We start from the raw sequence: 13,862 nt of genomic DNA, 5'->3' as shown, positions 1-13,862 counted from the left end.
CACGGGCCTCAGCCCCGGCGGCGCGCCCGCGGCGACTCGACGGGCCTCCCGCAGGCACCCAGGGCGGCCGGCTCGCCCAGCGCCCCGGCCGCCGTCCGCCAGGCCTCGGTGACGGCCCCGTGCGCGAGCGCCGTCGCCTCCGCGACGTCGGCGGGCAGCGTCAGCGGCGCCCCGATGTGGACGTGCAGGCCGGGCCTGCGGACGGGCGCCGTGAGCACCCCGGCGAGCTGCTTCGTCCGCCCGCCGGAGGTGATCCGCCGGGCCCCCGCCTGACCGATCGGCACCACCTGCGCCCCGGTGGCCAGGGCGAGCCGGGCGAGCCCGGTCCGGAACGCCTCCGGCGGGTTCTCGGCGGAGTCCCGGCGCGGCGGGATGCGCCCCTCCGCGTACAGCATCACGTGCCGCCCCGACGCGAGCGCGACCGCCGCCCGGTCGAGGGCGGCCGCCGCGTGGGCCGTGCCCCGGTGCACGGGCACGTGGCCCTCGCGGGTCAGCGCCCGGCCGAGGACCGGGATCCGCCAGAGTCCCGAGGTGGCCATCAGGACGGGCTCGACCGCGAGCCGCCGGCGGAGCGCGGCCAGGACGAGCGCCGGGTCCGCGAGCGAGGTGTGGTTCACGACCAGGATGCTGCCGGGCGCGAGGGACGTCCCCGGGTCGGCGGTGACGGTCAGTCGCCCGAAGAACGGGACGACGCGGGCGGCGATGCGGCTGAGCACGGACGGGCCCCCTGGAGCCGAGGACGATGTGTTGACCCCGTCATCGTCGCGGGACCGGGGCGGCCCCGGCATGGGCGGCCGTACTCAGCCGTCGCGCCCCGTCGTACTCAGGACGGGAGCCGGTGCCCGGGCGCGCTCCCCGCCGGTCTACGCTGAGCCGCGGACGGCCCGGCGCGACGGGCCGCCACGGACGAGGGGGAGGTGCCGGACGGTGGAACGCTCCGCGCGACGCCTCGCGGCCCTCGTCCCCGCGCTCCTCTGCGCGATCTGGTCCCTCCTCCTGACCCCTCCGGCGACCGCCGGCCCGGCCACGCCCCGTACGACCCAGGCCTCTCCGCCCGGGGCCGGGGCCACGACCCCCGCCTCCCCGGACCGGACCCCCGGGGCCCGTACGGCCCCGGTCTCCCCGCGCTCGGACCCGACCCGTACGGACCCGGCCGCGATCCCCCTCCTCCCGGATCCGACTCCGGCGGTCCGTACGGCCCCGGCGTCCGCTCCGGCCTCCCCGAGCCCGGCCCCCGTCCCGGCCCCGGCCCGTACGGCTCCCGCCCTTCCGGTCCCGGTTCCGGCCCCCGTCCCCGTCCCCGTCCACCGGTTCGTCCCGCCGGAGCCGCACCTCGCGCCCGCCGCCGTCGTGGGGCTTCCGGCCGTCGTCGAGCACTCCGTACGGTTCCCGGCGGCGCCCGCCGCCCCCGCGGCCGTACCCGTCGACCTCTCCCTCCCGCCGCGCGGCCTCCTCGCCGGCGATCCCCGCCGCGAGCGGGCGCCGCCCGGCGGGCCGCACGTCCCGAGGGACCCCCGGGGCCCTCCCTCCACCCGGCACCGCTGACGTTCCCACGCGTCGCCGTCCGGGACCCCGGCATGTCCACGGACCGGTCGCCGACGCGCTTCCGACCGTACGCCCGCCACGGGAACGGCCCCCGCGCGCGTCCTCAGGGACCGCGTCCGCCGACCCGTGCGCCGCCCGTGGAGACACCCATGTCCTCTCGTGCCACCCTCTGGCGCGCGCTCCTCGCGCTCGCCGTCGTCGCGCTCTCCCTCTGGATCGCCCTGACCACCCCGCCCCGCCTCGGACTCGACCTGCGCGGCGGCACCCGCATCGTCCTGCAGACCGAGGACGGACCCACCGTCCGCGCCGACGCCGCGGCCACCGACCGCGCCCTGGAGGTGCTCCGCAAGCGCGTCGACGGCCTCGGCGTCGCGGAGCCCTCCCTCGCCCGCTCCGGCGAGCGCCGCATCGTCGTCGAACTCCCCGGCCTGCGCGACCCGCGCAAGGCCGCCGAGACCATCGGCCGCACGGCCCAGCTCACCTTCCACGCCGTCACCGGCGGAACGGAGGGACCGGCCGGACCGGCCGCCGCAGACGGCACCCGCGTCCTCGCCGACCCCGACGCGCCCGGCCGCTTCCTCGTCCTGGCCGCCCCCGCCCTCACCGGCGACGGCGTCGAGAACGCGGAGGCCGTCCTCGACACCACGAGCGGCCGGGGCTGGACCGTCGACCTCTCCTTCCGCGACCGGGCCGCGGGCGACTGGGCGCGGATCACCGGCGCCGCCGCCTGCGCGTCCCCCGGCGACCCGGCCCGCAGGGTCGCCATCGTCCTCGACGACCGGATCGTCTCCGCGCCCGCGATGCAGACGGGCGTCCCCTGCGGGGCGGGCATCGGCGGCGGCTCCGCGCAGATCACCGGCGGCTTCTCCGGCCAGGAGGCCCGCGACCTCGCCGCACTCGTCCAGGGCGGCGCGCTGCCCGTCCCCGTGACGACGGTCGAACAGAGCACCGTGGGCCCGACGCTCGGCGCCGAGGCGATCCGGGCCAGCGCCCTGGCGGCGCTGATCGGCCTCGCCTGCACCGGCCTCTTCGTCATCGCCGTCTACCGGCTCCTCGGCCTCCTCGCCACCGTCGCCCTGCTCCTGTACGGCCTGATCTCGTACGCCGCCGTGGTCGCCCTGGGCGCCACCCTCACCCTGCCCGGCCTCGCCGGCTTCGTCCTGGCCATCGGCATCGCCGTCGACGCCAACGTCCTGGTCTTCGAACGGGCCAGGGAGGAGTACGCGGCCCTGGGCAGGACCGCCGGGCGCGATCTGCGGCGGCCGGTGACGACCGCCTTCGGCAAGGTGTGGAGCGCGGTCGCGGACTCCCACGTCACCACCCTGCTCGCCGCCGGACTCCTGTTCGTCTTCGCCACGGGGCCGGTCAAGGGCTTCGGCGTGACGCTCGCCGTCGGCGTCGTGACCTCGCTCCTCACCGCCATGGTGATCACCCGGCTGCTCGCCGACGCGACGCTCCGCCTGCCCGCCGTGCGCAGGCGGCCGGCCGTGACCGGCATGGCCGGACTCGGCCGGCTGCGGACCCGGCTCACCCGGCGCGTCCCGCGCCTGACGGTCCACCGCCGCCGCTGGCTGACCGGCTGCGCCGCGCTCCTCCTGGTGGCCCTGGCCGGAATCGGCGTCCGGGGCATGGAGTTCGGCGTCGAGTTCACCGGCGGCCGGGTCGTCCAGTACGCGGCCGACCGCCCGGTGGACGCCGACGCGGCCCGCGCGGCGGTCGCGGACGCCGGCTTCCCCGACGCCGTCGTGCAGACCACCGGCGACGGGGACGTGTCGGTACGGGTGAAGGAGACCGGCGACGGCGAGCAGCGGGAGATCAGGGAGGCGCTCACCGGGGTCGCCGGACCCGTCACGGTCGAGCGCGACGACCTGATCGGCCCGAGCCTGGGCAGCGAGCTGCGCACCCACGCCCTGCTCGCGCTCGGCCTGGCGGTCGCGGCCCAGCTCCTCTATCTGACCGTGCGGTTCCGCTGGACGTACGCGACGGCCGCCGTCGCCGCCATGACCCAGGACGTGCTGCTGGTGATCGGCCTGTTCGCCTGGCTGGGCAAGCCCGCGGACAGCGTGTTCCTGGCCGCGCTGCTGACCGTCGTCGGCTACTCGGTGAACGACTCCGTCGTGGTCCTCGACCGGCTGCGGGAACTGCGGCGGCGCGGCGGCGGCACACCGCTGACCGACCTGGCCGACCGGGCGGTCGCCCAGACCCTTCCGCGCACGGTCAACACGGGCATGGGCGCGCTCTTCGTCCTGGTGGCGCTCGCCGTCCTGGGCGGGGACTCGCTGACGGACTTCTCGGTCGCGCTGCTCGCCGGCGTCGTCCTGGGCATGGCGTCCACCGTCTTCACCGCGATCCCGCTGGCCGTGACCCTGGAGACCCGCCGTCCGGCCCCCGCCCCGAAGGCCCCCGCGCCGCACCGCCGTACGGGCGCCGTCGTCTGACCCCCGTCCCCGTCGCCCCGCCGTCCACGGCGGGGCGACGGGGGAGAATCGGGCCATGACGACGAACACCCCGAGCGCCTCCGTCGTGGAGGCGGCGTGGCGCGAACTGTTCGCCTCCGACCGGGTGAGCGCCGACCTGGTCGCGGCGGCGTACGCCGAGCCGCGGCTGCGGCAGCTCTTCCCCTGGACCGGCATGTGGGAACTGCACTTCAGCCGCTGCACCGAGCAGCGCTGGACGTGGGACGTGCCCTACATCGGCCCGACGGCGGCCGGCCCGGATCACACCGGGCCGTACTACGTCGAGGGCCCCTCGCGGACGCGGAGGGTCGGCGAGGTCGGCACGGCGCGGGAGGCGGTCGCCATGGTCGTCGAGCGCCTCCCGCCCGGCTGCGGCCCGGCCTTCGTCGGCACGCCCGGGGAACTCGCCGCGTACGAGAGCGGGCAGGAGGCCTGACCGCCCGTCACCTCGGCAGTTCGGTCTCGATCAGGTCGGCGGCGTGCCGGGCGCCGCCCTCGCGGGCCATCGACTCCTGGATCTCGCGCGCCCGGCGGGCCACCTCGGGGTCGCCGGCGAGCGCGAGGACGGACTCCCGCAGCCGCTCGGGGGTCACCTCCTCCAGCGGCAGGTGCCGTGCCACGCCCAGGGACCGGAGCATGTCGGCGTTCCCGAACTGGTCGGTGGCCAGCGGCACGGCCACCATGGGGGTGGCGGTCGCCAGGCCCTCCTGGCTGCCGCCCGCGCCCGCGTGGGTGACGAAGGCGTCGGCCTGCCGCAGGATCGACAGCTGGGGCACCCAGGAGTGCACTTCCACGTTGTCGGGCAGGGCGCCCAGCTCGGACGGGTCGACGAACTTGCCGATCTGCAGGACGACGTGCCAGCCCGGCAGGTCGCCGAAGGCCTCGACGCAGGCCCGGTAGAAGCCGGGCTGCTTGGTGAAGGCGGAGCCCAGGGAGACCAGGAGCACCTTCTCCGCGCCGGCCGGCCGCCGCCACTCGCCCTGGTCGGCGCGCTCGCCCTGGCAGGCGCCGACGAAGGTGTAGACGGACTCGTCGACCCGGTCGGCCTGCGGCTGGAGCGCGCGCGGGATGAGGACGATCGCGCGGCGCGGCCGGGCGACGAACCGGTCGGGGTGGGTGTCGATGCCGTGCCCGGCGAGCCACTCCTCGAAGCGGGCGTAGTACGCCTTGCCGCGCGGCGAGACCTTGAGCTCGGCGTACATCGGCTCGGCGACCTCCTCCTCGTACCCCTCCCACGGCACGAGGTTCGGCCAGAGGGAGACGGCGGGGACGCCCCACGCGTGGGCGAGGACGGGGGCCGGGTACGAGGTGATGTCGTGGAGCACCAGGTCCGGCCGGTCCCCGTCGAAGGCCTCGGCGAGCTGGGGGAGCGCCTGCACGGCGTCGGCCAGGAACGGCTCGATGTTGTCGATGAGTTCGGTGCCCCAGGCCTCCGGGTCCGCGTCGGTGGGCAGCGTCGAGGTGTAGACGACGGGGGTGGCCCCGGTCTCCGCGACCTTCGCGGCGAAGGAGGCGGGGACGGCGTAGCTGACGCGGTGGCCCCGGGCGACGAGCTCGCGGATGACTTCCAGGCTGGGGTTCACGTGGCCGTGGGCGGCGATGGAGAACATGGCGATGTGGGCGGGGGAAGCGGTGGTCATGACGCTCACCTTAGACGAGACGATACGTATCGTCTAGACATTTTCTCGAAAGGCCGGGTCTGCCGGTCCGGCGTCCGGCGGGTTTCTTTCGGCAGGTGCCGTCGGACGGCCGGCGTTCACCGTCCCGAGCGGTCGACGTCTCCCCTTATTGACGAGGTCATGCCACGATGGCGCGTGCCGTGCGGCGCCCCGCGACGCCGTACGCCCCCGCAAGACCCCGCACGCCCGCAAGACCCCCGCACCCCCGCCCGACGCCGTCCGACCCAAGGGGACGCAGTTGAAGACACCCGCGTACGCCGCCCGGGGCGCCCTCGCCCTCGCCGGCGCCCTCGCGCTGATCGTCGCCCTCCCGAGCAGCGCGCTCGCCGCACCGCCCCCGGCCCTGCCCGGCAACGCCGACGCACTGGAGCAGGCCTTCCAGCCGGCCTTCGACTATGACACGGACGGCTGCTACCCCACCGCCGCCATCGGCCCCGACGGCACCCTCAACGGCGGCCTCAAGCCGTCCGGCGCCCTCAACGGCCAGTGCCGCGACGCCTCCGACCTCGCCGCCACCAACGGGTACTCCCGCGCGAAGTGCGACAACGGCTGGTGCGCGATCCTCTACGGCCTCTACTTCGAGAAGGACCAGGCGGTGGCCGGCAGCGGCCTCGGCGGACACCGCCACGACTGGGAGCACGTCGTGGTGTGGGTGCGCGACGGCCGGGCGGAGTACGTCTCCACCTCCGCCCACGGGAAGTTCCACGCCTACGCCCGCGACCGGATCCGCTGGGACGGCGACCACCCCAAGGTCGTCTACCACAAGGACGGCATCGGCACTCACTGCTTCCGTCCCGCCAACGCCAACGACGAACCGCCCGAGAACCACCGGGGCACCTGGCAGTTCCCGACCCTGGTCGGCTGGAACGGCTACCCCGCCGGCATCCGCGAGAAGCTCGTCTCCGCCGACTTCGGCAGCGCCCACTTCGGCCTCAAGGACGGAAGCTTCGCCGACCACCTCGCCAAGGCCAAACCCGCCGGGATCACCTTCGACCCGAACGGCTGACCCGCCTCCCTCCGGACGATCACGAAGGGATGAATCCACGGCGATGGCGCCCCGCCGGGCACGACGGGGCGCCACGCTGCCGACGTGCGCAAAGAAGGCAGCAAGGTCGTTCCCGGACAGCGGAACGCCGCACGGGGGCCCGGAGCGGACCGGGCCGCGAACACCGCGAACGCCCGGCCCCGGCCGCCGTACCCCGCCCCCTCCGCGGAGGCGCGCCTCCGCTACTGGTTCGACACCACCCTCGCCCGCGGCATACCGGCGCTCTGCGGCTGGCTCGCCCTCGGCTGCCTGGCGCTCGTCGTCCCCGTCAGCGCCCTCCTCGTCTGGACCGACCAGCGCGCCCCCGCCACCCTCGGATCGAGGATCGCGGCGGTCTGGCGCAGCACCGGACAGACCATGCGCCTGGGCGGCGAGGTCGGACCGCCCCTGCGCGTCGCCCTGTCCGTGCTCCTCGCCCTCATCGCCCTCCTCTACGTCTCCACCCTGGTCAGCCTGATCACCACCGGCCTCACCGACCGCCTGATGGCCCTCGACCGGGGCCGGGCCGTGATCCTGGAGCGCGGCCACACCGTCGTCCTCGGCTGGTCCGAACAGATCCCGACCGTCGTCTCCGAACTGGTCGCCGCCCGCACCGGCCGGTACCGCCGCGTGATCGCGGTCCTCGCCGACCGGGAGAAGGCCGCCATGGAGGAGGACCTGCACACCACCGCCCGCGCCGCGGGCCGCACCCGCGTCCTGTGCCGCACCGGCCGTCCCGCCGACCCCGTGGCCCTCGCCCGGGTGAGCCCGGCCACCGCGGACTGCGTCCTCGTCCTGCCGCGCGACGACCCCCGGGACGACGCCGAGACCGTCAAGACCCTGCTCTCCCTCTCGGCCGCCCTGGGGGAGGACCGGCGGGTCCGCGTCGTCGCCGCCGTCCGCGACGACCGCCACCTCACCGCCGCCCGGCTGGCCGGCGGCCCCCGGACCACCGTCCTGGACGTGGACGACATCTCGGCCCGGCTCGTCGTCGACTGCGCCCGGCAGCCGGGGCTCTCCCTCGTCCACCAGGAACTCCTCGACTTCGCCGGACACGAGTTCCACACCCTGCGCGACCCCCGCCTGCCCGGCCTGACCTTCGAGGAGGCCGCCGGGTCCTGCCCGGAGTCCATCGCCGTCGGCATCGCCCACGACGACGGCACCGTGACGCTCAACCCGCCCCTCCCCGCCCGGTTCCGGGACGGCGACGACCTCCTCGTGATCGCCCGGGACGCGTACTCCACCCGGCTGACCGACCTCCCCGTGCCCCACGACCCGAGGGCCCTCACCCACGCCCCGCCCCCGGCCCCCGCCCCGGCCGAACGCGTCCTCCTCCTCGGCTGGAACCGCAGGGCGCCCCGGATCCTCGACCAGCTGTCACGGCGCACCCCGCCCGGCTCGACCCTCGACGTCGTGGCCGCGCCGCGCGCCGCGACGACCGCCGCCGTCCGGTCCGCCGCCGAGGCCCTCGCCCCCCGCACCCGGGTCCGCCACCACCCCGGGGACCCCGCGCTGCGGTCGACCACCGACGCCCTCGACCTCACCGGCTACGACGTCGTGATCGTGCTCGGCCCCGACCCCCGCCCCGGCCGCGGCGACCCGGACGACCGGACGCTCGTCACCCTCCTCCACCTGCGGGCCCGGGAGGAGGAGAACGGCCGCTGCGTGCCCGTCGTCACCGAGATGACCGACGACCGCAACCGGCTGATCGCGCCCCGGTCCTCCGCGGCCGACTTCGTCGTCAGCGGCAGGCTCGTCGGCCTCCTCATGACCCAGATCTCCCAGAACCCCCACCTGACCGCCGTGTTCGAGGAACTCCTCTCCCCGGCTGGCAACACCCTCCACCTCCGCCCGGCCGCCCACTACGTCACCACCGGCCGGACGACCTCCTTCGCCGCCGTCGCCGCGTCGGCCGCCCGCCGCGGCGACGGCGCCATCGGCTACCGCTCCGCGACCGCGCCCGACCACGGGATGCGCCTCAACCCGCCCAAGACCCGCGTACGGTACTGGCACGCGGGGGACCAGGTCGTCCTCATCGCGCCGGGCGACTGACACCCGGACCGGCCCCCTCGGCCGCATCCGGGAACACCTATGGTGGACGACGACGTCATGGCGGGTGGACGCGCGCGTGAACACGGGGGAAACGATGACGACGAAGGCCGGCGACGGCGACGACTGTGCCGTGCCCGAGGGCGGCCTCATGCAGGTCGGATACGCGTGGGACGAGGGCGAAGGGCTCATGGCCGAGGCCCGCGACCGTGCCACCGCCTTCCTGGAGAAGGCCCGCACGGTCTGGGGCGTGCCCGTCTCCCCGCGCGCGACGGAGCTGACCCAGCTGGTGGTCAGCGAACTGGTCACGAACGCCCGCAGGCACGCCCCGGGCCCGGTCCTGCTGCAACTGCGCATCGGCGCCGGGACCGTGGACGTCGTGGTGTGGGACAGCGAGCCCACGGTACCCGAGGCCCACGGCGCCGATCCGGACCGGGTCGGTCAGCACGGCCTGGAGATCGTCAAGGCCGTCGCCCTCGACCTCCGCGTCCGCCGGGAGCCGGTCGGCAAGCGCATCACGGCCCGTATCGACCTGGCCTGAACCCGCCCCCTCCCGGACGTCGGGAGCGGGGACGGACGTCAGGGACGCGGACGGGCGGCGGTGTCGAGGTAGAAGGCGTCGATGCTCTGGACGGCCTGCTCGAACTCCTCCAGGTTGACCGGCTTGGTCACATAGGCGTTGGCGTGGCTGCTGTACGCTCCGGTGACGTCGTCGGGCGCCGTCGACGTGGTCAGGACGACCACGGGAATGGTCTGGAAGCTCTCGTCGGACTTCAGGACCTTCAGCAGCTCCCGGCCGTTCATCCGGGGCATGTTCAGGTCGAGGACGATCAGGTCGGGCCGCGCCGTGTCCGGGGCGCGCAGGTGCTCGAGGGCGGCGACCCCGTCGGTGACCTGGACCAGGTTGCGGGCCCCGCGCTCGGAGAGTGCCTCCTCGATGAGCATGGCGTCGGCGACGTCGTCCTCGACGAGCAGGACGTCGAAGGGGCGGGCGGGGGTGGTCATGATCGGTCGCTCCGTGGGTTTGTCGTGTGAGTGGTCGAAGAGCCCGGGCCAGCGGCGGCGGGCACCCTGGCGGGTCATGCCGCAGGCCGCGCCGAGCTGCGGATAGCCGGCTCCCGCACGGGCACCGGCCTCGACCGCTTCCTGCTGGAGCCGTTCGGCGGCCTTCTGGACGTGGTCCAGGACGTGGAGCAGGGCCAGGGCCTGCGCACGGTCGTCCGGTGCCGGGCGCGAGTGATCGTTCAGGAGACGCTGGACGAGGCGCTGCGCGAGCTCGCCGACCGCCGCCTCCGCTGCGGCGGCCGTTTCCTGCGGAGTGGTCCGCAACACGAAGTTCTTGCCTGGCACACCCGGCACTCTAGGTCCCCGGGCCGCCCGGCGACAACAACCGTTGTCGCCCATTACAGTGATCGCGCCGCACCTTCGGCGGCTTTCGCAGTGAAGGAGTCCACACCATGACCGGCGATGGGAAGCGACCGCGCGAGCGGGGACTGTCCGCATGGACGACCCGGCGGTGGCTTCGCGTGGGCGCGGCCATATCCCTGGTCGTCCTGACCCTGCTCGGAGTGACGGGCGGCTGGATCCTTCTGCGCACCGAGTCCCTCAGCAAGGAGCTCGTGGACGTGCGGTCCCCCGCGCTCACCACGGCCATCCGCCTGGAATCGGCGGTCCTCAACCAGGAGACCGGGATCCGCGGCTACGGCCTGACCGGCACCCCCGGCTTCCTCACCCCCTACCGGGAGGGACTCGCCGAACAGGAGTCGCGCACCGCGCAGCTCTCCGAGCTCCTCTCCGGCGAGCGGGCGGCCCTGGCCGACCTCGGGACCGTGCGCGATGCCCTGACCAGGTGGCAGGAGCGGATCGCGCGGCCGATCGCCGCCGCCCCGCCCGGCTCGTCCTCCCCGCTGGCCGTCGAGCGGGCGGCGGAGGGCAAGAAGACCTTCGACGCCGTACGCGCCGCCCTGGGCGCGCAGCAGGAGCGCCTGCGGGCGGACCGCGTCCGCACCAGGGACGACCTCATGACCATGATGGGCGTCCGGAACTGGGTGTTCGGCGCCATCGGGGTGCTCATCGCCGTCCTGACGGCCCTGATCTTCGAAGGGCTGCGCCGGGGCATCAACGAACCCCTCGACCGGCTCGGCTCGGACGCCCGGACCATCGCGGGCGGCGACTTCGAGCACCCCATCACCCCGTCCGGCCCCGCCGACCTGCGGCGCCTCGGCGAGGAGATCGACTCCATGCGCCGCCGCCTGGTGCGGGAACTGGCCTTCACCGAGGAGGCCCGGATGCGCCTCGACGCCCAGGCCGCGGACCTCCAGCGCTCCAACGCCGAACTGGAGCAGTTCGCGTACGTCGCCTCGCACGACCTCCAGGAGCCGCTGCGCAAGGTCTCCAGCTTCACCCAGCTCCTCCAGCGGCGCTACGGCGGACAGCTCGACAGCCGGGCCGACCAGTACATCGACTTCGCCGTCGACGGGGCGAACCGGATGCAGATCCTCATCAACGACCTGCTCGACTTCTCCCGCGTCGGACGCCTGCACAACGCCCACCAGAGCGTCGACCTCGACGACGTCCTGGAGCGGACCCTGTCCGCGCTGAGCGTCGGCATCGAGGAGGCCGGGGCGACGATCACGCACGACCCGCTGCCGGCCCTGGTCGCCGACCCCACCCAGATGGGGATGCTCTGGCAGAACCTGATCGGCAACGCCGTGAAGTTCCGCCGCCCGGACGAGGCCCCGCGGATCCGCGTCACGGCGGCCCGGGAGGGCGAGCTGTGGCGGTTCACCGTCACCGACAACGGCATCGGCATCGCCCCGGAGTACGCCGACAAGGTCTTCGTGATCTTCCAGCGGCTGCACACCAAGGACGTCTACTCCGGCAGCGGCATCGGCCTCGCGATGTGCAAGAAGATCGTCGAGTTCCACGGTGGCACCATCGCCGTCGACACCGAGTACCGCGACGGAGCGCGCATCACCTTCACCCTGGCGCCCGAGCCGCCGGAGGCGTCCGCCCCGGCCGTCGTGGCGCAGGCCGACCGCTCCGGCACGGAGCACAAGCGATGACCACGACCGCGATCGGCCGGGCCACCGCGCCCCACGAGCCGACGTACCGCATCCTCCTGATCGAGGACGACCTGGGCGACGCCCTGCTCGTCGAGGAACTCCTCCACGACACGGGGCTGCGCTTCGAGCTGACCACCCGGACCTCCCTGGCCGAGGCCCGCGCCGAACTGGCCGGAACGCCGATCGACTGCATCCTGCTCGACCTGCACCTGCCGGACGTGTCGGGCACCGACGCGGTCACCACGGTCCGGGCCATGGCCCCGCACACCGCGGTCATCGTCCTGACCGGCCTCGCCGAGGCGCAGGCGGGCCCCGACGCCATGGCCGCCGGAGCCCAGGACTACCTCGTCAAGGGAAAGGTCGAGGCGGACCTGCTGCACCGGACGGTCCGCTACGCCGTCTACCGGAGCGAGACCGAGCGCGCGAGCTCCGAGGCCCAGGCCGCCCGGCTGCGGGCGGAGGAGAACGCCCGCCTGGAACGCGGTCTGCTGCCCCAGCCGATCCTCGACACCTCCGCCGTGAAGGTGACCTCCCGCTATCTGCCCGGCGCCTCCCTGGCCCTGCTCGGCGGTGACTTCCTCGACGTGGTCGAGGGGGACGACGGGCTGCTGCACGCCGTCGTCGGCGACGTCAGCGGACACGGGCCCGACGCCGCCGCGCTCGGCGTCTGCCTGCGGATCGCCTGGCGCTCCCTCGTGCTCGGCGGCCACCGCGGCGACGACCTGCTGCACCTGATGGAGCGCATCCTGCTCGCCGAACGGGGCGGCCAGCAGATGTTCGCCACCTGCACCCTCCTCACCCTCGACCAGAACGCGGGCACCGCCACCCTGCACCTCGCCGGCCACCACGAGCCCCTCCTCACCACGCCCGAGGGGACCCGGGAACTGGAGGCCGCCCACGGCATCGCCCTGGGCATCTTCCCCGGGCCGCACCGCTGGCCCGCCACGGTCGTCCCGCTCCCCGCCACCGGCGCCCTGACCCTCTACACCGACGGCCTCACCGAGGGCCACAGCGGGACGGCGAACGAGCGGCTCGGCGTCGAGGGGCTGCTCGACCTGATCGCGACCCTGCCGGCGGAGGACCCGGCCGTCCAGGTCGACCTCCTCATCAAGGAGACCCACGAGCTGAACGCCGGCCGGCACTCCGACGACCTCGCCGTCCTGCGCCTCGACTGGGGGATCCCGCCGCCGCGCGCCTGAGCGGGTCTCACCCCCGCCGTACGGTGGGCTTCCGCGCCTCGATCAGGGTCCGGGCGGAGTGGGCGACGAACGGCCCCTCCGCCCGGATCAGGGCGTCGAGCTCGCGCAGCCGGGACAGATGGGCGTCGACCGTGAACCCGGGCACGATCCAGATCACCTTGCGCAGGAACCAGACGACCGCGCCGACGTCGTGGAACTCCATCCGCAGCCGCTCGGTGCGCAGGTCCACCACGTCCAGCCCGGCCGCCCGCGCCGCCGCGGCCTCGTCGTCGGGGTGGCGCGCCCGGGCCGCCTCCGGCTGCGGACCGAGGAAGTACTCCACCACCTCCCAGACGCTCGCGGGCCCGACGTGCTGCGCGAAGTAGGTGCCGCCCGGCCGCAGGACGCGGGCGATCTCCGACCACCACACGGTCGCCGGATGCCGGCTGGTGACCAGGTCGAAGGCGGCGTCCCCGAAGGGCAGCGGCGGCTCGTCGGGATCGGCCACCAGCACCACCCCGCGCGGATGGAGGAGTGCGGTGGCCCGGGCCACGTTCGGGGGCCACGACTCGGTGGCCGCCGTCGTCGGCGGCAGCACCGGCATCCCGGCCAGGACCTCACCGCCGCCCGTCTGGACGTCCAGCGCCGCCGAGGCGGCGGCCAGCCGCTCGGCCAGGAGCCGGTGGTAGCCCCAGGAGGGGCGCCGCTCGGTCGCCCGCCCGTCCAGCCAGGAGAAGTCCCAGCCGTCGACCGGGGCCTCGGAGGCCTCCGCCACGAGTTCTTCGAAGGTGCGCGTCATCCCCTCATCATCCGCCGGGCGGCCCGGACGGGGGACACAGGGCCGACCCATGGTCACGGAGGCCCGC

Annotated in this window: 12 protein-coding genes; 8 read left to right on the top strand and 4 right to left on the bottom strand. The window is 74.9% G+C overall.

Annotated features, from left to right (window positions below):
- Positions 1–8: 8 nt before the first annotated feature.
- Entirely contained in the window at positions 9–716 is a 708-nt protein-coding gene (locus tag ACIQD7_RS07815) for a lysophospholipid acyltransferase family protein (RefSeq protein WP_402440484.1), read from the bottom strand.
- A 211-nt stretch (positions 717–927) separates the two neighbouring features.
- On the opposite strand from ACIQD7_RS07815, the gene ACIQD7_RS07810 reads away from it, so the two are divergent.
- The 3 genes from ACIQD7_RS07810 to ACIQD7_RS07800 all read left to right on the top strand — a co-directional run bounded on the left by ACIQD7_RS07810 (position 928) and on the right by ACIQD7_RS07800 (position 4,437).
- Positions 928–1,545 (top strand): hypothetical protein, encoded by a 618-nt coding sequence (locus ACIQD7_RS07810; protein ID WP_402440482.1) that lies wholly within the window; start codon positions 928–930, stop codon positions 1,543–1,545.
- A gap of 149 nt (positions 1,546–1,694) precedes the next feature.
- Entirely contained in the window at positions 1,695–3,983 is a 2,289-nt protein-coding gene (gene secD / locus ACIQD7_RS07805; RefSeq protein WP_402440480.1) for a protein translocase subunit SecD, read from the top strand.
- A gap of 55 nt (positions 3,984–4,038) precedes the next feature.
- The gene (locus tag ACIQD7_RS07800; protein ID WP_402440478.1) at positions 4,039–4,437 is read left to right on the top strand and encodes a DUF6193 family natural product biosynthesis protein; all 399 of its coding nucleotides are present in this window, start codon (positions 4,039–4,041) and stop codon (positions 4,435–4,437) included.
- Positions 4,438–4,444: 7 nt separating this feature from the next.
- Here the strand turns inward: ACIQD7_RS07800 and mgt are convergent, their stop codons facing one another.
- Positions 4,445–5,641 carry a macrolide-inactivating glycosyltransferase gene (gene mgt, locus ACIQD7_RS07795; protein WP_402440476.1) on the bottom strand — a complete coding sequence of 399 codons (1,197 nt, stop codon included), beginning with the start codon at positions 5,639–5,641 and terminating at the stop codon, positions 4,445–4,447.
- Positions 5,642–5,918: 277 nt separating this feature from the next.
- Here mgt and ACIQD7_RS07790 point away from each other — a divergent pair, with 277 nt between their 5' ends.
- The 3 genes from ACIQD7_RS07790 to ACIQD7_RS07780 all read left to right on the top strand — a co-directional run bounded on the left by ACIQD7_RS07790 (position 5,919) and on the right by ACIQD7_RS07780 (position 9,294).
- Positions 5,919–6,686, top strand: a complete 768-nt coding sequence (locus tag ACIQD7_RS07790; RefSeq protein ID WP_402440474.1) for an NPP1 family protein — start codon at positions 5,919–5,921, stop codon at positions 6,684–6,686.
- A gap of 84 nt (positions 6,687–6,770) precedes the next feature.
- Positions 6,771–8,756 carry an NAD-binding lipoprotein gene (locus ACIQD7_RS07785; RefSeq protein WP_402440472.1) on the top strand — a complete coding sequence of 662 codons (1,986 nt, stop codon included), beginning with the start codon at positions 6,771–6,773 and terminating at the stop codon, positions 8,754–8,756.
- Between the two features lie 94 nt (positions 8,757–8,850).
- Positions 8,851–9,294 (top strand): ATP-binding protein, encoded by a 444-nt coding sequence (locus ACIQD7_RS07780; RefSeq protein ID WP_121832652.1) that lies wholly within the window; start codon positions 8,851–8,853, stop codon positions 9,292–9,294.
- 38 nt (positions 9,295–9,332) lie between these two features.
- Here ACIQD7_RS07780 and ACIQD7_RS07775 read toward each other — a convergent pair whose 3' ends face one another.
- A complete protein-coding gene (locus ACIQD7_RS07775) occupies positions 9,333–10,103 on the bottom strand; it encodes a response regulator (RefSeq protein WP_351972205.1) in 771 nt (256 codons plus the stop codon).
- A 107-nt stretch (positions 10,104–10,210) separates the two neighbouring features.
- Between ACIQD7_RS07775 and ACIQD7_RS07770 the strand changes: the two genes are divergently transcribed.
- Both ACIQD7_RS07770 and ACIQD7_RS07765 read left to right on the top strand, forming a co-directional pair.
- Entirely contained in the window at positions 10,211–11,818 is a 1,608-nt protein-coding gene (locus ACIQD7_RS07770; RefSeq protein WP_402440469.1) for an ATP-binding protein, read from the top strand.
- Complete coding sequence (locus ACIQD7_RS07765; RefSeq protein ID WP_121832655.1) at positions 11,815–13,017, top strand: PP2C family protein-serine/threonine phosphatase; 1,203 nt, start codon at positions 11,815–11,817, stop codon at positions 13,015–13,017. The genes ACIQD7_RS07770 and ACIQD7_RS07765 overlap by 4 nt, the downstream gene beginning before the upstream one ends.
- A gap of 7 nt (positions 13,018–13,024) precedes the next feature.
- On the opposite strand, the gene ACIQD7_RS07760 is transcribed toward ACIQD7_RS07765, so the two are convergent.
- Positions 13,025–13,795: a class I SAM-dependent methyltransferase gene (locus ACIQD7_RS07760; protein WP_402440466.1), complete on the bottom strand. Its 771-nt coding sequence runs from the start codon at positions 13,793–13,795 to the stop codon at positions 13,025–13,027.
- Positions 13,796–13,862: the final 67 nt, after the last annotated feature.

This window comes from Streptomyces sp. NPDC093071 (genome assembly GCF_044754545.1).
In the GTDB taxonomy this organism is placed as follows: domain Bacteria; phylum Actinomycetota; class Actinomycetes; order Streptomycetales; family Streptomycetaceae; genus Streptomyces.
Note: the sequence above shows the minus strand (reverse complement) of the source record. Positions and strands in the feature narration are given on the sequence as shown.